This window comes from Streptomyces sp. NPDC052101 (assembly GCF_040680235.1).
In the GTDB taxonomy this organism is placed as follows: Bacteria; Actinomycetota; Actinomycetes; order Streptomycetales; family Streptomycetaceae; genus Streptomyces.
The window spans coordinates 556,414-577,123 of sequence record NZ_JBFAWH010000003.1 but is presented as its reverse complement, the minus strand read 5'-3'; the positions used below and the strand labels follow the sequence as shown (position 1 = coordinate 577,123).

The following is a 20,710-nucleotide window of genomic DNA, read 5'->3' as shown; positions in this document are numbered from 1 at the left end:
ACTCCGTCTGGTTAGCATGGCTGGGCTACGAAACCTACCGACGGGAGCTTGTACAGCCATGGAACCTCGTTCCTCGGGGCTGCGACGGCTCGTACGCGAGGTGGCCAAGTTCGGCACCGTCGGCGTTGCGGGCATCTTTGTCAACCTCGGCGTGTTCAACCTGGTCCGGCACGTGTCCGATCTGCCGGTGGTGCGCGCCAGCATCATCGCGACGGTGGTCGCGATCGTCTTCAACTACGTCGGCTTCCGGTACTGGACGTACCGGGACCGCGAGAAGAGCGGCCGCACCAAGGAACTCACGCTGTTCCTCCTCTTCAGCGCGATCGGCCTCGTGATCGAGAACGGCGTGCTGTACCTGGCGACCTACGGGCTCGGCTGGGACAGCCCGCTGCAGAGCAACGTCTCCAAGTTCGCCGGCATCGGCATCGCGACGTTGTTCCGTTTCTGGTCGTACCGCACCTGGGTCTTCCGCGTGCAGCCGTCGCAGGAGGCGGAGTCCATCCTGGTGGCCGAGTCGAAGAGGCCGCACTCCGAGCCTGAGCCGAAGTCCCAGCGCGTTCCGTGACCGGCGGTGCGCTCAGCGCACCGTCGGGTGCTCCTCGTCCGGCTTGCGGGCCGGGGGGGTGCGGGAGAGGAACAGGCCGAACACCGGCGGCTGGGCCTGGAGCAGCTCCAGCCGGCCGCCGTCGGCCTCCGCGAGGTCCCGGGCGACGGCCAGGCCGATCCCCGTGGAGTTCCGTCCGCTGATCGTCCGCTCGAAGATCCGCGCGCCCAGGTCGGCCGGGACTCCCGGGCCCTCGTCGGTGACCTCGACCACGGCCTGGTTACCGGTGACCCGGGTGCGCAGCGCGACCGTGCCGCCACCGTGCATGAGGGAGTTCTCGATCAGTGCCGCCAGCACCTGGGCGACCGCGCCCGGTGTACCGACGGCCTGCAGATGCCGCTTGCCGGAGCTGACGATGGCCCGGCCGGCGCTGCGGTAGGCGGGCCGCCACTCGGCGAGCTGCTGCTGGATGACCTCGTCGAGGTCGAAGGTGACGGCGGAGCCGGTGCGCGGGTCGCGGGAGTTCGTCAGCAGCCGCTCGACCACGTCCGTGAGCCGCTCGACCTGGGTGAGCGCGACGTTCGCCTCTTCCTTCACGATGTCCGGGTCGTCGGTGAGGGTGATCTCCTCAAGGCGCATGGACAGCGCGGTCAGCGGGGTGCGCAGCTGGTGGGAGGCATCGGCGGCCAGGCGCCGCTCGGCCGTCAGCATGCGGCCGATCCGCTCGGCGGAGGAGTCCAGCACATCGGCGACCCGGTCCAGCTCGGGGACGCCGTAGCGCTTGTGCCGGGGGCGGGGGTCGCCGGAGCCGAGCCGCTCGGCGGTCTCGGCGAGGTCGGTCAGCGGGGAGGCGAGCCGGTTGGCCTGCCGTACGGCGAGCAGGACGGCCGCGACCACCGCGAGCAGCGCCACCAGGCCGATGATCAGCAGGGTCCGGCCGACCTCGCGGGTCACCGCGGAGCGCGGCTCCTGCACGGTGACCGTCTCGCCCTCCTCGCCCTGCTGGGTGGCGTGGATCACGTCACCCTGGGGCTTGGTGCCGATCTCGATGGGCGCATGGCCGGGCATGCGGATCAGCGCGTACTGGTCCTTGCTGACCGGGTTGCGCAGCACTTCCGCGTTGACGTTCTCGGCGGCGAGGATCCGGCTGTCCACGATGCTGGCCAGCCGGATCGCCTCGGAGTCCACCCGCTCCTGGGCGCTGTTGCTGATCGTCCGTGTCTCGACGATCACCAGGGAGATACCGAAGACCGCGATCACGACCAGGACGACGGCGAGGGTGGACTGGATGAGACGTCGGCGCATGTTCCGTTACCTGAGGTGATGGCTGGGCCCCGGGAAGGGGTTCAGCTCTTCTCGAAGCGGAAGCCCACTCCGCGCACCGTGGCGATGTAGCGAGGGTTCGCCGCGTCGTCGCCGAGCTTCTTGCGCAGCCAGGAGATGTGCATGTCGAGGGTCTTGGTGGACGACCACCACGTGGTGTCCCAGACCTCGCGCATCAGCTGGTCGCGGGTGACGACCCGGCCGGCGTCCCGCACCAGCACCCGCAGCAGGTCGAACTCCTTGGCGGTGAGCTGCAGTTCCTCGTCGCCCATCCACGCCCGGTGCGACTCGACGTCGATCCGCACGCCGTGGGTGGCCGGCGGCTGCTGCGGCTCCGCGGCGCCGCGCCGGAGCAGCGCCCGCACCCGGGCGAGCAGTTCGGCGAGCCGGAAGGGCTTGGTGACGTAGTCGTCGGCGCCCGCGTCCAGGCCGACGACGGTGTCCACCTCGTCGGCCCGCGCGGTCAGGATGAGGATCGGCACGGTGTGGCCGTCGGCCCGCAGCCGGCGGGCGACCTCCAGACCGTCCATGCCGGGCAGGCCCAGGTCCAGTACGACCAGGTCGACGCCGCCCTGCATTCCGGCGTCGAGCGCGGTGGGTCCGTCCTCGCGCACCTCGACCTCGTAACCTTCCCGGCGCAGGGCGCGGGCCAGCGGCTCCGAGATGGACGCGTCGTCCTCGGCGAGCAGTACACGGGTCATGAGGTGATGGTAGACCGCCTGCGCACGGTGCCGGGGTGTGATCGCTTCCACGAACTCTTACCTTCGTACGCCGCTGGTACGAACCATCACTCCGGGGATGCGATCGTAGGAGAGACCTTCGAATCCCTTCCCGCGGTTCCCCCGACACCTGTGATCCGCGTCTCAAGTCCTTCCATATCCGGCAGTGTCCTGCCGTATGGTGACCTGAACGCCTGTAGTACACCGGGGACCTTTGGCGGGCAGATGACGCTGAAGGTCTCTTTTGTGTGCGGGCTGGTGAACACCAGCCTCGAAAGGAATGACCTCTGGCCGGGCTCCGGACGCATCGTCGCGTCGGGGGCGTGGATCCCGGTGGTCGCCGTCCGCCGCTCTCCGTGATCCGGAGGCGGACTCCCCCTGGGCGTGGGGGTGGACGACCGACCCTGCCGGTGCCGGCCGCACCCCCACGGGCGCGCAACTCCCCCAGTTCTCGACTCAGCTCGGGCCGGGGGGACCCCCACCAGCCACCGCGCCCCGACCAGCAAGGAACGACCATGGCGTCCAGCCTGACGAAGGACTCGGTCCGACCGGGTACCCCCGGCTCCGAGAAGACCTTCTTCGGCCACCCCCGCGGCCTGGCCACTCTCTTCATGACCGAGATGTGGGAGAGGTTCTCCTACTACGGCATGAGGGCCCTGCTCCCGCTGTACCTGGTGGCCCCGGGTGGCCTGCACATGAACGCGGGCACGGCGACCGCGATCTACTCGGTGTACGTGTCGCTCGTGTACCTGCTCGCCCTGCCCGGCGGCTGGTTCGCCGACCGTGTGCTCGGCCCCCGCAAGACGGTCGCCGTCGCGGGCCTGATCATCATGCTCGGCCACCTGTGCCTCGCACTGCCCGTGGCCGCCAGCTTCTTCGTCGGCCTGGGCCTCGTCGCCATCGGCTCGGGTCTGCTGAAGGCCAACATCTCCACGATGGTCGGCCACCTCTACAAGGGCCCCGAGGACCCGCGCCGCGACGGTGGCTTCACGCTCTTCTACATCGGCATCAACATGGGTGCCTTCGTCGCACCGCTGGTCATCGGCACCGTCGGTGAGAACGTCAACTGGCACCTGGGCTTCGCGCTGGCCGCGCTCGGCATGGCGCTGGGTCTGGCCCAGTACCTGCTGGGCGGCCGCCACCTGAGCGAGAAGAGCAGCGTGGTCCCGACCCCGCTGTCGGCCCAGGAGAAGTCCGCCACCCTGCGCAAGGGCCTGATGTGGCTCGCCGTCGCCGCCGTCTTCTACGGCGTCGTCGGCGGCAGCGGTCACTTCACCCTGAACTGGGCGCTGATCCCGCTCACCGTCATCGGTCTGATCGTTCCGATCCTGGTCATCGGCCGGATGCTGCGCGACAAGGACCTGGACTCGGCCGAGAAGTCGAAGGTGCGGGCGTACATCTGGTTCTTCGCCGCCGCCGCGGTGTTCTGGATGATCTACGACCAGGGTGGTTCGACCCTGTCGCTGTTCGCGGACAGCTCGGCCAAGAACTCCATCCTCGGCTGGGGCTTCCCGGTCTCCTGGTACCAGTCGGTCAACCCGGTCATGATCATGGCCCTGGCGCCGGTCTTCGCCTGGCTGTGGCTGTGGCTGAACCGGCGCGGCCAGGAGCCGAGCACGATCGTGAAGTTCGCCTCCGGTCTGGTGCTGATCGGCGCGTCGTTCTTCGTCTTCCTCGCCCCGCTGTCGATCGCCGAGGGCGGTCACAAGGCCGCGGCGATGTGGCTGGTCGCGATCTACTTCGTGCAGACGATCGGTGAGCTGACGCTGTCGCCGGTGGGTCTGTCCGTGACCACGAAGATGGCGCCGAAGAAGTACGCCTCCCAGATGATGGGCGTCTGGTTCCTCGCCGTCACCGCGGGCGACTCGATCACCGCGCTGATGTCGAACCCGGCCGTCGGCGGGGTCAACCTCGACAAGACGAGCTTCGTCGCCCTGGAGGCCGTGCTCGCCGTGCTCGCCGGTGTGGCGGTCTGGATGTTCCGCAAGAAGGTCAACAAGCTCATGGGCGACGTGCACTAGTCGCTGCCGCTGGGCCTGGCCGAGAGAGGGCCGCCGCATCCACGTGGGTGCGGCGGCCCTCTCGGCGTGTGCGGGGAAGCGCTGAGCACCGTGGACGCCGCCCCGCGCCCCTTCAGGTCGGCTAGCGCGTCCTACGCCCCGGCATGAACGTGAACACCGCGCCGCCCAGCAGGATCGCCGTGCCCGCCACCAGGCCGAGGGCCTTCAGGGCACCGTGGTCGCTCGCGCCCGTCTCGGCGAGGCCGCCGGAGCCCGAGCCGCTGCTCCCGCCGGTCGAACCGCCGGAGGTGGACGTGCCTCCGGATGCTCCGCCCGGCTGCTGGCTGGTGTCCAGGGTGAGCGAGACCTCGGTCTTCGTCGGCGTGCACGTCGTGGTCGTACCGAGCGCCTTGATCGTCAGGACACCCGGGGACAGCGTCGAACTGCCGCTCGCGCCGGGCTTGTAGGTGCCGGTGAGGTCCGGGATGTCGATCGGGTCGCCGGACTTGATGGGCTTCGCGTTCATCGGCCCCTCCACATGCACCGTGCCCTTGTCGGCACCGCCCAGCACCACCTCCATGGACGGCTTCACGGAGTTCGCCGGGATGTCGGCGGGGCTGTTCATCACCGACTTCTTGAACTGCACGGTGAGGTCGAAGTTCCCGCTGTTCCTCCTGGCGTTGATCTGCACCGGCGAGGTCGCGTTCTTGTCACCGATCGGGGTCTTGCAGGCGTAGGGGATCTGCACCTCCTTGCCGGTGAAGTCGGTCTGGCCACCGCCGCCGCTCGCGGTGGCCGTGGGGGTGCCCGACCGCGTCGGCGTGCTCGACTGGGTCGGGGTCGTCGACTGCGTCGGCGTCGAACTGGACGTGCCGCCGCCACCGCCCGTCACCTGGATCGTGGCCGCCTTCTGCACGGTCTCCTTCGGCGTGCACTTGGTGTCCGTCGACATCGCGTTGACGGTGTACGCGTCCGGTGTCAGCGTCACCTCGCCGGGCGCCGTCAGCTTGAGGCTGCCCTTCATGTCGGACAGCACCATGGCGCCGCCCTTGGGGATCGCCGGGTTCTGCCGCGGCCCCTGCATCGCGATGTCGGCGGTCTGCGCGCCGGCCGCCTTCAGCACGCCGGACGGCTGGACCGAGTTCGCGGGCAGGTCGATGATGTCGGGGTTCTTGGACGCGGCCTGGACGAACTTCCATACGACGTCCACCGTGTCACCCACCTTCGCCGTGGCCGGCGCGGTGATCTCGACCTTCGTGGTGCCGTCGACCGGGCTGATGCCGGCGGGCGGCACACAGTGGGTGGCGAACGCCACCTCGGCCGCCTGCGCGGGGGTCGCGGCGAGGCCGAGCAGGACGCCCGCACCGCTCAGCGCCAGCGCGGCGCCCGCGGCCGTACCTCTCCTTCGGATGCTCACGTGGGTCCCTTCCTGGTGGGAGTCGTAGGACTCGTCGGGCTGTCGGGGTGCGGTGCGGAGAGCCGGCCGGCCGGGTCGCCCGGGACGGAGTCCGGAGCGAACCACGGCAGGGTCGGGGTCGAGGGGGGCGCTTCGGCGGCGCGGGAACGCGGCAGCGACAGCGGCAGCCGCAGGGCGGGCCGGGACAGCCGCCGGTGGGCGCTGCGGGGGGTGCCGCCCGGGCGGCGCGGCCGTACGCGGTCCACCACGGCCATGCCGATACGGAACAGCGCGGCCGGCACCACCAGGCAGAGCAGGAGCCAGAACAGCGTCACGCCCCAGGGGCGGCCCACGCCCCACGGCTGTTCGGCGAGGACCTTGCCGTCGTACTTCAGGGACACCGTGTAGTCGCCGTGGGCTCCGGCGGACAGTTCGACGGGCAGTCTGACCTCGGCCTTCCTGCCGGGTGCCAGGGTGCCGTGCCACTGCCGGTCGTCCCACTGCGGGGCGAAGACGCCGTGCGCGGAGCCGACCTGGAAGACGGGATCCTTGAGGGTGCCCGTGCCGGAGTTGCCGACGGTGAAGACCAGGGTGCGGCTCGGCGGGGCACCGAACCAGGTCAGTACGCCGCCCGAACCGGTCAGCCTGGTGTCGGACAGGATCGACAGCCGGGCGCCGGTGTCCTCGGCGGGCAGCGGGGCGACGGGATGCCCGGCGACCCGCAGGACGGCGTCCGCCTCCGCCTTGGCGCCGGTGACGGTGGCCACGTGCACCACACAGGGGCAGGGCACGGGTGGTTCGGCGACCGGGAGGCTCTTGCCGAAGGCGCCCTGGGCGTCGGTGGTCACGGCGCGTCCGTCGCCGTTGGCGCAGGAGTTGGTGCCGCCGATGACACCCCGCGACGGTGTGGCCCGCCCACACACCAGCAGCATCAGCAGCGTGTGCGGCCGCCAGCCGGTGCCGGTGGCGGTGAGCGAACCGCCGGTGCCGGCCTCGGCCGCCGACAGCTTCACGACCGGCCCGTCCGCCGCGGCCGCCGGACCGGCGAGCGGCAGCAGGAGCAGCGCGAACACCGCCCCCACCGCTGCCGACAGCCGCAGAGTCCGCAGTACCTTCCCGCCCTTCCCGTTCACTTCACCGCGCCTTCCATCAACGCACCACCGGAGCAACCGCCTTCGGCGTCAACCGCGCTTCGGGCGCCACCGGCCATCGGCCCGCGGCCCCGGCCGGCCTTCGGGACATCGGTCGCCGAGCGGTCGGAGAAAGGCCCGTCGGGCTGCGCGCGGTGTCGGTGGCGTCGGCGTACGGCCAGGAGTGCGGCTGTCCCGGTGAGCAGCGTGCCGAGCGTGCCCGCCACCGTCGGCCACGGCACGAACCGCGCCGACGCCGTCGCCGTGTCGTGCGCCCCGCCGGGTGCGGTGACCGTCAGCCGTATGTCGACGGCGTCCAGCGCGGGCCGGCCGGGCCAGGGCTCGGTGAGTTTCAGGCGGGCACCGGGGCGCAGACGGACGGGGAGGGTGCGGGGCGCGCGGTCCAGGACCCGGCCGAGCACACCGTCCGCGCGCACCGCGAGCCTCGGCACGAGGACGGTCGTACCACGGTTGACCAGCTCGTACGTGATGCGGTCGGCATGTACGGCGAGGTGTTCGACGGTCAGCGCGGCGAGCGCCGGGCCGCCGACGCGCAGCCGGATCGGGACGGTCGCCGTACGCCCCCGCGCGTCCCGTGCGACGACGGCACCGGAGCGGTCGCCGGGCGCGGCCCCCGCCGGCACGGTCACCGTGAAGGGGACCTCGGCGCGGGTGCGGGCCGGGACGCGTATCCCGTGCCCTGCCTGCTCGGCGAAGACGGTCCGCAGGCCGGTGCCGGACAGCCGTACGACGACAGGTGTGCGGCCGGGGTTGGTGACGGACACCGTGTCCTGCAGAACCGTGCCGGGCGGGCCCTCGGCGTAGAAGGACGGACGGCCGCCGCCCGCGGGCGTGACGGACCAGCCCGTGGCGGCGTGGGCGCCGGGCGCGGCGCCGAGCAGGGCGCACAGGCACAGGGCCGCGGGCAGGGCGACGCGGGGCGGGAGCGGCACGCGGGCCCGGGGCGGGCGCCGGTGGCGGGTCAGGGCGCGGGCGGCGGACGGCATGGGCGGCTCCAGCGGTGGCCTGGGGTTCGGCGACGGCCGACGGCTGATGGCCGATGACCCGGGGTCCGGCGATGACCGGTGGCCGGGGTTCGGCGGGCGTCGGCCCGGGTCAGCGGCGTGCGGTCTGGCCTCGCCGGGTCAGCCAGAGCGCGCCCGTCGCACCGGCGAGGAGCACCGTGCCGCCGAGGGTGCCCAGGGCGATCGCGGAGTCCTCCGGGCCGGTCTGCGGGAGCTGCCCGCCGGAGGAGGAGCCGCCCGAGGACGAGGACGACGACGAGGACGACGAGGAACTGCCGTTGGAGGACGACGAGCCGCCTGCCGCGGTCACGTCCAGTGTCAGCCCGGGTCGGGGACTGTTGGTCGGCGTGCAGGTCGTCGTCGTACCGAGTGCCTTGATGATGAGCGTGCCCGGTGTGAAGGTGACCTCGCCGGTCTTCCTCGGCGTGTAGGTGCCGCTCAAGTCGCTGATCCTGATGGGGGTGTTGGCGGGGATCGCGGCCGCGTTGGGCGGACCGCTGACCGGCAGCGTGCCGCTGTCGGCGCCGCCCAGTTCGATGGTGGCGCTCGGGCTCATCGCACCCTTGCCCAGCTCGACGGGGCTGGAGGAGACGCCCTTCTGCCAGGACATGGTGATCTTGTAGCCGCTGCCGCTCTTGACGCCCTTCATGTCGATGGGCGAGACGGCGCTCTTGACGCCGATCGGGGTCTGGCAGCGGTAGTTGACGTCGACGACATCGGCGTGGGCCGCCGGCGCCGCCAGCAGCAACGCCGTTGCGGCCAGGGCCGCGGCGGACGCGAGCGCGGCGGTTCGTTTCGGGTACGACACGGTCGGTCCACCCCATTCATTCCTGACGGCATATCAGATTCGGCCGTCAAGGTACGCCGGGGGTCGTGAGGAAGGAAGACGCGGCGCACGCCGGAGTTGTGGCGATCCGGCGTGCGCGAAGAGATGCCGGAGTGGAGACGGGGGCCCGGGGGACCGCCCGGGGCCGGCTACCCCGGCGCGCCCAGCTCCGCCCACACCGTCTTGCCCGGCCGGCCCGCGGGGCGGACGACGCCCCAGTCCAGGCACAGCCGCTGCACGATGAACATGCCGTGGCCGCCGGGGCGGCCGGCGCGGTGCGGGGTGCGGGGGGCCGGCTGGCCGCTGCCGCGGTCCGAGACCTCCACCCGGATCACCTTGTTGTCGCAGGCCAGGAAGAGTTCGTCGGGACCCTCGGCGTGCAGGCAGGCGTTGGTGACGAGTTCGGAGACGACGAGCAGTACATCCTCGGCGGCGGCCCGCTGGTCGGCACCGGCCGCGGGCAGCCAGCCCCACGCGTACAGCGCCTGGCGGGCGAAGTCGCGGGCGAGCGGGACGACCCCGCTCTCCCCCTGCAGGCGGAGTCTGCGGGCCTGCGGCCCGCCGGTGTCCTGAGTGCCGCCGGCGGCCCCGGACGGCACGGACGGCGCGGCTGCCCCCGCGGGCACGCCTGCCGTCGGCGTGCCCCCCTCGGACGCCCCGGAAGCGCCGCTGGGCTCCGGGCCGCGGTCGCCCGGCGAGTAAGGCCGGGTGGTGCTCATCAGCGCTTCACCTCACCGATTCACCAGTTCACGATTGAAAGGTCCGGCACCGATCCGTGCCGGCAGGTCCGTACGTCGTCCATGCGTCCACACGTCCGCACGCCGCCCGTACACCCGCATGTCGTCCGCCCGCCGTCCGCACGGCGTGTGCCGTCCGCACAGTGCGCACTGTCCGCACGGCGTGTGCCGTCCGCGCGGCGCGTACTGCTCGCCCGTCCGTCGCACGTACGTTCCATCCAGTCGTCGCGCCGTCCCGGGGCGGTCCGGGGCCGGCTGTCGTCAGGGGGTGTCCCGTTTCTCCTGCCCTCTCCTGCCCGGCCGATCCGGCACAACACCCCTGTTTTCGGCGTGACGGACGCGGGCGCCCACGGTCGGCGGCGCGGGAGGAGCGGGGACGGCGGGCTCAGTCGGCGCCGTCGGCCAGGGCCGCCTCCACGGAGTCGTGCACGGTGAAGACCGCCTCGGCTCCCGTGATCTCGAACACACGGGCCACCACCGGCCTCATCCCCGCCAGATGGACCCCGCCACCGGCGGCCTCGGCCTTCAGTCGGGCGCCGAGCAGGACGTTCAGCCCCGTGGAGTCGCAGAACTCCAGGCGTGTGCAGTCCACGACGAGGCGCGAGAAGCCCTTGGCCAGAAGGTCGTCGAGGGGCCCACGCAGAAGATCGGCGGTGTGGTGGTCCAGCTCACCCGCAGGTGTCACAACGGCGCTGGAGCCCGCTTCCCGCACCTCCACCAGAAGCCGGCCCGACTGTGCGCTGCCGACCGTCCCGTGGTCCATGCCGTCTCTCTCCTGAGGTCGTGGACGCTGACTGCTCTCGAACATTACGCCTTCCATGCACACTCCGGCACCCGAAGAACCTTACATAATCGGACATACCTGAACAGAACGCACTTGCGATCGGTTCGGTGGACCGGGTAGGGCTAGTAAGTACACCTACCGCTACACGCCGGCTTTGGAGGCGCCGCACACCGCAGTGCACGCACAGGCTTCGGCAGCCATATGCCGAGAACGATGGAGGACACCCATGTCACCCCGGCTCGACGCATCGCATACCCCGACCGCGACGTCGACACCCCCACCGGAACAACTGGACCATCATCCCATCGACGCCCTCGACCCCTTCGAGGGACTCCCGGAGATCCCCCCGTACGACGAGATCGGCCCGGTCGACGCGCGGGCGTTGTCCAAGACCCTCTTCGAGCGCCTTGTGTCGCTGGAGGAAGGCACGCACGAGTATTCGTACGTCCGCAACACCCTCGTCGAGCTGAACCTCGCGCTCGTCAAGTTCGCCGCCTCCCGCTTCCGGTCCCGCAGCGAGCCGATGGAGGACATCATCCAGGTCGGCACCATCGGCCTGATCAAGGCGATCGACCGTTTCGAACTCTCGCGCGGGGTCGAGTTCCCGACCTTCGCGATGCCGACCATCATCGGCGAGATCAAGCGTTTCTTCCGCGACACCTCGTGGTCCGTGCGCGTGCCGCGCCGGCTGCAGGAGCTGCGCCTGGACCTGGCCAAGGCCGGGGACGAGCTGGCCCAGCGGCTGGACCGCGCCCCGACCGTCCCGGAGCTGGCCGAAAAGCTCGGCATCTCCAACGAAGAGGTCGTCGAGGGCATGGCCGCCTCGAACGCCTACACCGCCTCCTCGCTGGACGCCCAGCCCGAGGAGGACGAGACCGAGGGCGCGCTCGCGGACCGCATCGGGTACGAGGACCACGGCCTGGAGGGCATCGAGTACGTCGAGTCGCTCAAGCCGCTGATCGCCGAACTCCCGCCCCGGGACCGGAAGATCCTCTCCCTGCGCTTCGTGGCGAACATGACCCAGTCGGAGATCGGCGAGGAACTCGGCATCTCCCAGATGCATGTCTCCCGGCTGCTGTCACGCACGCTGGTACGGCTGCGCAAGGGGCTGACAGTCGAAGAGTGACCTCCGCGTCCCCTGCCGGCGTGACGCGTTGCGCAGCGGCCCGGCCGCCGATGCCGGGCCGCTGCGGCGTCTCCGCCCGGCGAACGAGGGGCGCTTGACGCCCCTCCGGCCGGTCGCCTCTGTCCAACTGCCGCTGCCCGACCGCCCCTGCCCGACTGCCCCTGTGGTCCCAACCGTTATGCGGTTACCCGCGGAAACCTCTTTTCCCGCCCGTGCCCCTGGACCACTATGGCCCCCCAAACCGTCTGGCACGTCGGACCGGTGCCAGGGCGGCGCGGTCGCCCGGTGGTGCGAGGAGGCTGAACGCATGTCTCAGGGGGACGGGGCCACAGCGGGCGGAACCGACACCGGCAGGGAGTACGAGGACGCACCGGACGCCCGGCTGACCGAACTCCTGCGCTCCCCCACGCCGACGGCCTACCCCGCCCTGCAGGAACTGCGCCGCCGGCACCATCCGGCGGTCCTCGCCTACGCCCGGCTGTGCGCCGCGAGCGAGTCCGCCGCCCGCCGGCTGGCCGCCGAGGTCATCACCACCGCGGCCCGCGAGACGGCCCGCGGTGTCGACCCGGCCGTCCCGCTGCGCCACCGGCTCCTGCTGCTGACCACGCGACTGGCGGCCGCCTGGGCCGGCGACGAGCGCGCCGCCGGCCTCGACCCCGGACTGCTGCTCGTACTGAACACGTCCGGCCTGCCCCGTACGTCCGGCCTCCCCGAAGGCCTCACCCCGCCCCTCCTTGCGGCCTTCCACTCGCTGCCCTCCCGTGCCCAGGGCCTGATCTGGTACGGCGTGCTGGAGGAGGAGCCGGAGGAACGGACGGCCGCCTTCCTGGGCCTGAGCCGCGCGGACGTGGCGTACGGCACCCCGCAGGCGCTCAAGGCCCTGGCCCGGGCCTGCCTCAGCGAGGTCCCCCACGGCCTTGCGGGCGTGGGGGGACCGCCGGCCGCCTCCGAGAACCCGCGCTGCGCCGGCTTCCGCCGGCTGATCGAGGAGGCGGTACGGCCGGACGGCCCGCGCTACAGCGCCGACCTGGACGCCCACATGGCCCGCTGTCCGCACTGCACCGCCGCGTTCGAGGAGCTGCGGGCGCTGCGGGACGCGCCCCGGCAGACCCTGGCGGAGGGCCTGCTGCCCTGGAACGGAACGGCCTACCTGCGCGCCGAAGAGCCGTCGTCCGTCCCCGAACGCCCCGCCGCGAGGCCGGCCTGGCCGCCCCACCGCCGCATTCTGCTGACCTCGGCGGCCCTGGGCGTGGCCCTGACCCCGCTCCTGGTGTTCGCCCTCACCCCGGCGCACACCGACGACCAGCAGCCGACGGCCTCGACGCCCGCGCCGCCGCCGGTGACGGTGACAGCGACGGTCTCCATGACCCCGTCACCGTCCCCCACCCCCACCAGGTCCCCGTCGAAGTCCCCTTCCCCCACCCCGAGTTCCGCCCGCCCGACCCCGCACCCGTCCCACTCCCGGCGGCCGACGTCCGCTCCGACGCCGACCCTCGCACCGCCCGGCACCTCCTTCGCCCAGGTGGCGAACCTGGCGACGGGCCGCTGCCTGGACATCCGCGACGGGGATCTGTCGCAGGGCAACGACGTCATCACGGCCCCGTGTTCCTCCTCCGACACCCAGCGCTGGAGGTTCGACACCTACCTGGGAGTGCTGCGCTCCGGAGCCGACGACCACTTCTGCCTGGACAGCCGGGGATCGGTCGACCGGGGCGTCGGCATCTGGGAGTGCGACGCGGTCTACAGCGACAACGGCGACAACCTCCGCTTCACCGTCGACCCCGACGGCACGATCCGCCCGGACATCGCCATCGAGACGGCGGTGGCCCCGGACGGCCGATGCGGGGTCGCGCTGCAGCCGTTGGACGACAGCCGGGACCAGCGGTGGCGGGCGGGGGCACGGTGATGCGCCTGCCGGGAGCAGGCCGGTGCCGGGAGCAGGCCGGACCCTGCGCGGTCAGACCACCCGCGCTCCCCGTCGCCACACCCCGCTGACCAGGGGTACGCCCGGGCGGTAGGCCAGGTGGACGTGGCTCGGGGCGTCCAGGAGGGTCAGGTCGGCTCGGGCGCCGGGGCTCAGGTGGCCGATGTCGGTGCGGCGCAGGGCCGCCGCGCCGCCGGCCGTGGCCGACCAGACCGCCTCGTCCGGGGTCATCCGCATGTCACGGACGGCCAGGGCGATGCAGAAGGGGACGGAGGAGGTGAAGGACGAGCCCGGGTTGCAGTCCGTGGAGAGCGCGACCGTGACACCGGCGTCGAGGAGGCGGCGGGCGTCGGGCCACTCGGCGCGGGTGGAGAACTCGGCGCCGGGCAGGAGGGTGGCGACCGTACGGCTGTTGGCCAGGGCGTCGACGTCGTCGTCCGTGAGGTGGGTGCAGTGGTCGGCGCTGGCCGCGTCCAGTTCGACGGCGAGCTGGACACCGGGGCCGTAGGAGAGCTGGTTGGCGTGGATGCGCGGGTGCAGGCCCTTCGCCTTGCCCGCCGTGAGGATCGCGCGGGCCTGGTCGCCGTCGAAGGCGCCCTTCTCGCAGAACACGTCGATCCAGCGGGCGTGCGGCGCGCAGGCGTCCAGCATCTCGCCGGTGACCAGGGCGACATAGGCGGCCGGGTCGTCGGCGTGGTCGGGCGGGACGATGTGCGCGCCGAGGTACGTCACCTCGTCGGTGTGGCGCGCCGCGAGGCGCAGCGCGCGGGACTCGTCCTCGACCGTGAGTCCATAGCCCGACTTCGTCTCGAAGGTGGTGGTGCCCTGGCGGAGGGCTTCCGCCAGGTAGTGGGTGAGGTTCGCCTCCAGGTCCGCGTCGGTCGCGGCGCGGGTGGCCGCGACCGTGGTGCGGATGCCGCCCGCGGTGTAGGAGCGGCCGGACATACGGGCGTTGAACTCCTGGGTGCGGTCCCCGGCGAAGACCAGGTGCGAGTGCGAGTCCACGAAGCCCGGCAGCACCGCCCGGCCGCCCGCGTCGACCCGGTTGTCAGTGGCGGGTGCTTTGCTGGATTCACCGGTCCACGCGATGCGGTCGCCGTCGATGACGACGGCCGCGTCCTGGATCAGGCCGAGAGGGGAGCCGTCACCGAGGGAGGGGTCGTTGGTGACCAGCGTGGCGATGTTGGTGATGACGGTGCTGCTGCTCATGGTCCCGTCCTTGTGGGGGGAGGCGATGGGGTTCAGCCGCGCAGGGCTTCGACGGCGGCGGCCAGCGCCTGCGGCACATCGGGTACGAGCGTGTGCGCCCCGTCCCGTACGACATGCCGGCCGCCCACGACCGTATGCCGGACATCCGCCGCGCCCGCCGCGAATACGGCCGTCTCGGCGCCCAGCCTGGGCAGCGGTCCCGCTGTCCTGACCGAGTCGAGGGCGATCGTCGTGAAGTCGGCGAGGGCGCCCGCCGCCAGGGTGCCGGCCTCGTCCCAGCCGAGGGCGGCGTGGCCGTCGGCGGTGGCGGCCCGCAGCAGGGCGGCGGCCGTCCAGTGCCCCCGGGTGCGGGTGCGCAGCCGCTCGTTCAGCTCCATCGCGCGCGCCTCTTCGAGCAGGTCGATGACGGCGTGGCTGTCGGAGCCGAGGGAGAGCGGGGAGCCGGCCCGCTGGAGGGCGGCGGCCGGGCCGATGCCGTCGGCCAGGTCCCGCTCGGTCGTCGGGCACATGCAGGTGCCGGTGGCGGAGCCGCCGAGCAGGGCGATGTCCTCGTCCGTGAGGTGGGTGTTGTGCACACCGGTGGTGCGCGGCCCGAGGACCCCGTGGTCGGCGAGCAGCCGGGTGGGCGTGCAGCCGTGGGCGGCCAGGCAGGCGTCGTTCTCGGCGGTCTGTTCCGACAGGTGCACATGCAGCGGCGCCCGCCGCTCCTGGGCCCACCCGGCCACGGTCGCCAACTGGCTTGCCGGCACAGCCCGTACGGAGTGAATCGCCGCCCCGATCCGCGCGTGATCCCGCTCCTTGAGAACTGCACAGCGTGCGGCCCAGGCCTCCGCGCTGCCGTCGGAGAAGCGCAGCTGGTGGCTGTTGGGGGCCTCGCCGAAGCCGGAGGACAGGTAGCAGGTGTCGAGGAGGGTGATCCGGACACCGGCTTCGGCGGCGGCGTCGATCAGCGCCTCGCCCATCGCGTTGGGGTCGGCGTAGGGGGTGCCGCCGGGCGCGTGGTGCAGGTAGTGGAACTCGCCGACGCAGGTGATGCCGGCCAGGGCCATCTCGGCGTACACCGCGCGCGCCAGGGCGTGGTAGGTCTCCGGGGTCAGATGTTCGGCGACGGAGTACATCACCTCGCGCCAGGTCCAGAAGGTTCCGGAGCCGACCTGGACGGTGCCGCGCAGCGCCCGGTGGAAGGCGTGGCTGTGGGCGTTGGCGAGGCCCGGCAGGGTGAGCCCGCGCAGCACCTCGGCGCCGGGCGGCGGGGTGGGGACACCGGTGCGGACGGCGCTGATCCGCCCGTCGTCGATGGCGAGGGCCACACCTGGCTCGACGTTCGTGCCGAGCCAGGCGTGCTCCAGCCAGTAGGTCGCCTTGGTCACCTGCAGGCCAGCCCTTCCAGTACGTCGGCGAGCGCGCGCACCCCGGCCACACAGTCGTCCTCGGCGGCGAACTCGGCCGGGGAGTGCGAGACACCCGTGGGGTTGCGCACGAACAGCATGGCGGTCGGAATGCTGCCGGAGAGGATTCCGGCGTCGTGTCCGGCGCCGGTCCCGAGGACGGGCACCTTCAGGTCGGTGTCCTTGCCGAGGACGCGGCCGAGTTCGTCGCGCAGGGCGTGGTCGAACTCGACGACCGGAGTGAAGGACTCCCGGACGACGTCGAGGTCGACGCCGTGCGCGTCGGCGTACTCCCGGGCCGCCTTCTCGATACCGCCGACCACCGTGTCCAGGGTGTCCTGGTCGGCGGCGCGGGAGTCGAGCCAGCCGCGCACGAGGGAGGGGATCGCGTTGACCCCGTTGGGCTCCACGGCGATCTTGCCGAAGGTGGCCACGGCACCGGCGAGCTGGGCCTCGCGGCGGGCGGCGAGCACGGTCTCGGCGTAGGACAGCATCGGGTCGCGCCGGTCGACCAGCCGGGTGGTGCCGGCGTGGTTGGCCTCGCCCCGGAAGTCGAACCGCCAGCGTCCGTGCGGCCAGATGGCGCTGGCGATGCCGACCCGGTCGCCGGACAGGTCCAGCGCGCGGCCCTGTTCGACGTGCAGCTCGACGAAGGCGCCGATCCGGGCCAGCCGCTCCGGGTCGGCCCCGATGCCGTCGGGGTCGTACCCGGCGGCCTCCATGGCCTTCGGGAGGCTTGTCCCGTCGCCGTCGGTGAGCCGATGGGCCTGCTCGACGGTCAGCTGCCCGGCGGTGAGCCGGGAGCCGACACAGGCCAGCCCGAACCGGGCACCCTCCTCGTCACCGAAGTTGACGATGGCGAGGGGCTTGGCGAACCGCGCGTTCCTGCTGCGCAGCTCGTCCAGGGCGGCGAAGGAGGAGACGACCCCGAGAGGCCCGTCGAAGGCGCCGCCGTCCGGCACCGAGTCCAGATGCGACCCGGTGACGACGGCGTCCCCGGCGGTCGGATCCCCGAGCCAGGCCCACTGGTTCCCGTTCCGGTCGACCTCGTAGGCCAGCCCCCGCGCCTCGGCCTGCTCCTGGAACCAGGCCCGGCACTCGGTGTCGGCACCGGTCCATGCGTAGCGCCGGTAGCCGCCGGAGGCGGAGCTGCGGCCGATCGGCAGCAGCTCCGCCCACATGCTGTGGAAGGTCACGCCTGGTCACCCTCGCGCATAGGCACCCGGACCCCGCGCTCCTGCGCGACCGAGTCCGCGATGTCGTACCCGGCATCCACATGCCGGATGACACCCATGCCGGGGTCGTTGGTGAGAACGCGCCGGATCTTCTCGCCGGCCAGCTTCGTGCCGTCGGCCACCGTCACCTGCCCGGCGTGGATGGACCGCCCCATGCCCACGCCGCCACCGTGGTGGATGGACACCCAGGACGCGCCGGAGGCCACGTTCACCATGGCGTTGAGCAGCGGCCAGTCGGCGATCGCGTCGGACCCGTCGAGCATGGCCTCGGTCTCACGGTACGGCGAGGCCACGGAGCCGCAGTCCAGGTGGTCGCGGCCGATCGCCAGCGGAGCGGCCAGTTCCCCGCTCGCCACCATGTCATTGAAGCGCTCGCCGGCCTTGTCGCGCTCGCCGTAGCCGAGCCAGCAGATGCGCGCGGGCAGACCCTGGAAGTGGACGCGCTCGCCGGCCATCTTGATCCAGCGGGCCAGGGACTCGTTCTCCGGGAACAGCTCCAGCATCGCCTTGTCGGTCTTGGCGATGTCGGCGGGGTCGCCGGACAGGGCCGCCCAGCGGAAGGGGCCCTTGCCCTCGCAGAAGAGGGGGCGGATGTACGCGGGGACGAAGCCGGGGAAGGCGAACGCCCGGGTGTAGCCGGCGAGTTGGGCCTCGCCCCGGATGGAGTTGCCGTAGTCGAAGACCTCGGCGCCGGCGTCCATGAAACCGACCATGGCCTCGACGTGCCTGGCCATGGACTCACGCGCCCGCGTGGTGAAGCCGGCCGGGTCCTTGGCGGCGGCGTCGGCCATGTCCTCGAAGGCCACGCCCACCGGCAGGTAGGACAGCGGGTCGTGGGCGGAGGTCTGGTCGGTGACGATGTCGATGGGGGCGTTCATCGCGAGCAGCTGGGGGACCAGTTCGGCAGCGTTGCCGAGGACGCCGATGGACAGCGGGCGGCGGGCGTCGCGGGCCTCGGTGGCCAGCTGGAGCGCGTGGTCCAGGCTGTCAGCCTTCACGTCCAGGTAGCGGTGTTCGATGCGGCGCTCGATGGCGCGCGGGTCGCAGTCGATACAGATGGCGACGCCGTCGTTCATGGTCACGGCGAGCGGCTGGGCGCCGCCCATGCCGCCGAGGCCGGCGGTGAGGGTGATCGTGCCCGCGAGGGTGCCGTTGAACTTCTTCGCGGCGACGGCGGCGAAGGTCTCGTAGGTGCCCTGGAGGATGCCCTGGGTGCCGATGTAGATCCAGGAGCCGGCGGTCATCTGGCCGTACATGGTCAGGCCGAGGGCCTCCAGGCGGCGGAACTCCTCCCAGTTGGCCCAGTCGCCGACGAGGTTGGAGTTGGCGATGAGGACGCGCGGGGCCCACTCGTGGGTCTGCATCACGCCGACCGGGCGGCCGGACTGGACGAGCATGGTCTCGTCCTGCTTGAGGGTCTTCAGCGTGCGCACCATCGCGTCGAAGGAGCGCCAGTCGCGGGCGGCCTTGCCGGTGCCGCCGTAGACGACGAGCTTGTCGGGGTGCTCCGCGACCTCCGGGTCGAGGTTGTTCTGCAGCATGCGCAGAGCGGCTTCCTGCTGCCATCCCAGGGCGCTGAGCTGCGTGCCGCGCGGTGCTCGTACGGGGCGGGGTCCCGACATCGTCTGCCTCCTTCTGTTGCTATGTCTATTCACATCCTGTCCTCCTGAATAGAACTAGTCAATACATCGGGGCGACCCGTCCGCGCGCCGTCGGTGTTTGGCTGGATGTACGCGCGGCGGAGACGAGGGGAGAGGCCGTGGAGCGGAACACCCGGGACATCGAGGCACAGGCGAGCCAGGCGAGTGAGGCGAGTGAGGCGCGCGGGCGCGCCGCCCGGCGGGACGAGGCGGTGCGGGCCGCCGTGGAGCAGGGGCTGCTGGGCCCGGACGCGGCCGTGGTCGGGCTGCTGGACGTGACCGGGATCCGGGAGTCGGCGGCAGCCCTGCGGGCGGCGTTCGACGCGGTCCTGGTACCCGGGACGCCGGTGCTGCACGCCTTCGCGGTGAAGGCGACCCCGCTGGTGCCCGTGCTGCGGCTGCTGCACGAGGCGGGCATCGGCGCCGAGGTGGCGAGCCCGGGCGAGCTGGCGCTGGCCCGCGCGGCCGGTGTGCCGGCCGGCCGGACCGTGCTGGACTCGCCCGCCAAGACCCCGGCGGAGCTGCGCGAGGCGCTGGCGCTGGGCATCGCGGTGAACGCCGACAACCCGCAGGAGCTGGACCGCCTGGACACCCTGGTCGGCGCGGCCCCCACCCGCTCCCCGCTCGGCATCCGGGTCAATCCGCAGATCGGCGGCGGCACGATCGGGGCCACCTCGACGGCGACGCGGACGTCGAAGTTCGGGGTGGCGCTGCGCGACGCGGGGGCGCGCGAGTGGGTGGTACGCGCGTACCTGGAGCGGCCGTGGCTGACCCGGCTGCACGCGCACACCGGCTCGCAGGGCATCCCGCCGGCGCTGCTGGTGCGGGGGGCGGCGGAGACGTACGCGCTCGCCGAGGAGATCAACGAGCGGGCGGGGCGGCGGCAGATCGACACACTCGACATCGGCGGCGGGCTGCCGGTGGACTTCACGGCCGAGGCCACGGCGCCGTCGTACGCGGAGTACGCCCGGCTGCTGGCCGAGCAGGTGCCGGGGCTGTGCGACGGGCGGTACGGGCTGGTGACCGAGTTCGGGCGGTCGCTGCTGGCCAAGCAGGGGACGGTGGTGGCCCGGGTGGAGTACGCCAAGAGCGCGGGCGGGCGGCGGATCGCGGTGACGCACGCGGGCGTGCAGGTGGCGACGCGCACCGTGTACGCGCCGGGGGCGTGGCCGCTCAGGATCGCCGCGTACGACGCCGAGGGGCGGCCGAAGCCGGGTCCCGAGGTGGTCCAGGACGTGGCCGGGCCGGCCTGCTTCTCGGGCGACCTGCTGGCCGAGGGACGCATGCTGCCCCTGCTGGAGCAGGGCGACTACGCGGCGGCGCTGGACACGGGCGCGTACTACTTCGCCCACCACTACGCCTACAACTCCCTTGCCCGTCCCGGTGTTTACGGCTTCGCGCCGGACGGTGCGGGAGGCGTCGCCTTCGCGACCGTACGAGAGCCGCAGACCATCGCCGAGGTGGTGGCGGAGTCCGGCGGGGCGCATGCGGACGCGCTCACCACCCTGCGGGCCCCCGGGAGCCGTTGACGCACCCCCGCCAGTCGTCGAACAAATGGATCAACTCTCCTGCCACAGAGGTCAGTTGACCCACACTAGTACGCCGGACGCATGTTCCACCGGAAAATGCCAAAGGCCTCACTCCCCGCGCACACGTTGCGTAGTGTCGCTGTCACTCAGCCGGAGTCCCAGGCGGGAGGGGAGC

At 72.2% G+C, this 20,710-nt stretch carries 17 protein-coding genes; 5 read left to right on the top strand and 12 right to left on the bottom strand.

The annotated features are described in order from the left end of the window. Positions 1–58 precede the first annotated feature (58 nt). Positions 59–565 carry a GtrA family protein gene (locus tag AB0L75_RS09960; RefSeq protein WP_365177916.1) on the top strand — a complete coding sequence of 169 codons (507 nt, stop codon included), beginning with the start codon at positions 59–61 and terminating at the stop codon, positions 563–565. A gap of 12 nt (positions 566–577) precedes the next feature. Here the strand turns inward: AB0L75_RS09960 and AB0L75_RS09955 are convergent, their stop codons facing one another. Continuing rightward, positions 578–1,849, bottom strand: coding sequence for an ATP-binding protein (locus AB0L75_RS09955; RefSeq protein WP_365177913.1), 1,272 nt, complete (start codon positions 1,847–1,849; stop codon positions 578–580). 41 nt (positions 1,850–1,890) lie between these two features. Next, a complete protein-coding gene (locus AB0L75_RS09950; protein WP_020940464.1) occupies positions 1,891–2,568 on the bottom strand; it encodes a response regulator transcription factor in 678 nt (225 codons plus the stop codon). A 533-nt stretch (positions 2,569–3,101) separates the two neighbouring features. On the opposite strand from AB0L75_RS09950, the gene AB0L75_RS09945 reads away from it, so the two are divergent. Beyond that, positions 3,102–4,607: an oligopeptide:H+ symporter gene (locus AB0L75_RS09945; protein WP_365177909.1), complete on the top strand. Its 1,506-nt coding sequence runs from the start codon at positions 3,102–3,104 to the stop codon at positions 4,605–4,607. A 121-nt stretch (positions 4,608–4,728) separates the two neighbouring features. Here the strand turns inward: AB0L75_RS09945 and AB0L75_RS09940 are convergent, their stop codons facing one another. The 6 genes from AB0L75_RS09940 to AB0L75_RS09915 form a co-directional block, all read right to left on the bottom strand. After that, positions 4,729–5,997 carry a hypothetical protein gene (locus AB0L75_RS09940; protein ID WP_365178084.1) on the bottom strand — a complete coding sequence of 423 codons (1,269 nt, stop codon included), beginning with the start codon at positions 5,995–5,997 and terminating at the stop codon, positions 4,729–4,731. A 2-nt stretch (positions 5,998–5,999) separates the two neighbouring features. Continuing rightward, positions 6,000–7,115 (bottom strand): hypothetical protein, encoded by a 1,116-nt coding sequence (locus tag AB0L75_RS09935; RefSeq protein ID WP_365177906.1) that lies wholly within the window; start codon positions 7,113–7,115, stop codon positions 6,000–6,002. Beyond that, entirely contained in the window at positions 7,112–8,119 is a 1,008-nt protein-coding gene (locus tag AB0L75_RS09930) for a hypothetical protein (protein ID WP_365177903.1), read from the bottom strand. Before AB0L75_RS09930 ends, AB0L75_RS09935 begins: the two co-directional genes overlap by 4 nt. Before the next feature lie 109 nt (positions 8,120–8,228). Next, a complete protein-coding gene (locus AB0L75_RS09925; RefSeq protein WP_365177900.1) occupies positions 8,229–8,945 on the bottom strand; it encodes an LPXTG cell wall anchor domain-containing protein in 717 nt (238 codons plus the stop codon). Positions 8,946–9,112: 167 nt separating this feature from the next. Further along, positions 9,113–9,682 carry an ATP-binding protein gene (locus tag AB0L75_RS09920; protein WP_365177897.1) on the bottom strand — a complete coding sequence of 190 codons (570 nt, stop codon included), beginning with the start codon at positions 9,680–9,682 and terminating at the stop codon, positions 9,113–9,115. Between the two features lie 403 nt (positions 9,683–10,085). Continuing rightward, positions 10,086–10,463, bottom strand: coding sequence for an STAS domain-containing protein (locus AB0L75_RS09915; RefSeq protein WP_365177894.1), 378 nt, complete (start codon positions 10,461–10,463; stop codon positions 10,086–10,088). A gap of 247 nt (positions 10,464–10,710) precedes the next feature. On the opposite strand from AB0L75_RS09915, the gene AB0L75_RS09910 reads away from it, so the two are divergent. Further along, positions 10,711–11,610 (top strand): RNA polymerase sigma factor SigF, encoded by a 900-nt coding sequence (locus AB0L75_RS09910; protein ID WP_365177891.1) that lies wholly within the window; start codon positions 10,711–10,713, stop codon positions 11,608–11,610. 307 nt (positions 11,611–11,917) lie between these two features. Beyond that, a complete protein-coding gene (locus AB0L75_RS09905; RefSeq protein ID WP_365177888.1) occupies positions 11,918–13,516 on the top strand; it encodes an RICIN domain-containing protein in 1,599 nt (532 codons plus the stop codon). A 51-nt stretch (positions 13,517–13,567) separates the two neighbouring features. On the opposite strand, the gene hutI is transcribed toward AB0L75_RS09905, so the two are convergent. From hutI to hutU, 4 genes are read right to left on the bottom strand one after another with little or no spacing between them, the layout of a single operon-like run. Next, positions 13,568–14,743: an imidazolonepropionase gene (gene hutI, locus AB0L75_RS09900; RefSeq protein WP_365177886.1), complete on the bottom strand. Its 1,176-nt coding sequence runs from the start codon at positions 14,741–14,743 to the stop codon at positions 13,568–13,570. Between the two features lie 32 nt (positions 14,744–14,775). Beyond that, a complete protein-coding gene (locus tag AB0L75_RS09895) occupies positions 14,776–16,113 on the bottom strand; it encodes a formimidoylglutamate deiminase (protein ID WP_365177883.1) in 1,338 nt (445 codons plus the stop codon). After that, positions 16,110–17,327 carry an allantoate amidohydrolase gene (locus AB0L75_RS09890; RefSeq protein WP_365177880.1) on the bottom strand — a complete coding sequence of 406 codons (1,218 nt, stop codon included), beginning with the start codon at positions 17,325–17,327 and terminating at the stop codon, positions 16,110–16,112. The genes AB0L75_RS09895 and AB0L75_RS09890 overlap by 4 nt, the downstream gene beginning before the upstream one ends. Next, on the bottom strand, positions 17,324–18,988 hold the full coding sequence (hutU, locus tag AB0L75_RS09885) for a urocanate hydratase (RefSeq protein ID WP_365177877.1): 1,665 nt from the start codon (positions 18,986–18,988) through the stop codon (positions 17,324–17,326). Before hutU ends, AB0L75_RS09890 begins: the two co-directional genes overlap by 4 nt. On the opposite strand from hutU, the gene AB0L75_RS09880 reads away from it, so the two are divergent. Beyond that, entirely contained in the window at positions 18,961–20,535 is a 1,575-nt protein-coding gene (locus AB0L75_RS09880; RefSeq protein WP_365177874.1) for a diaminopimelate decarboxylase, read from the top strand. The genes hutU and AB0L75_RS09880 overlap by 28 nt on opposite strands. Positions 20,536–20,710: the final 175 nt, after the last annotated feature.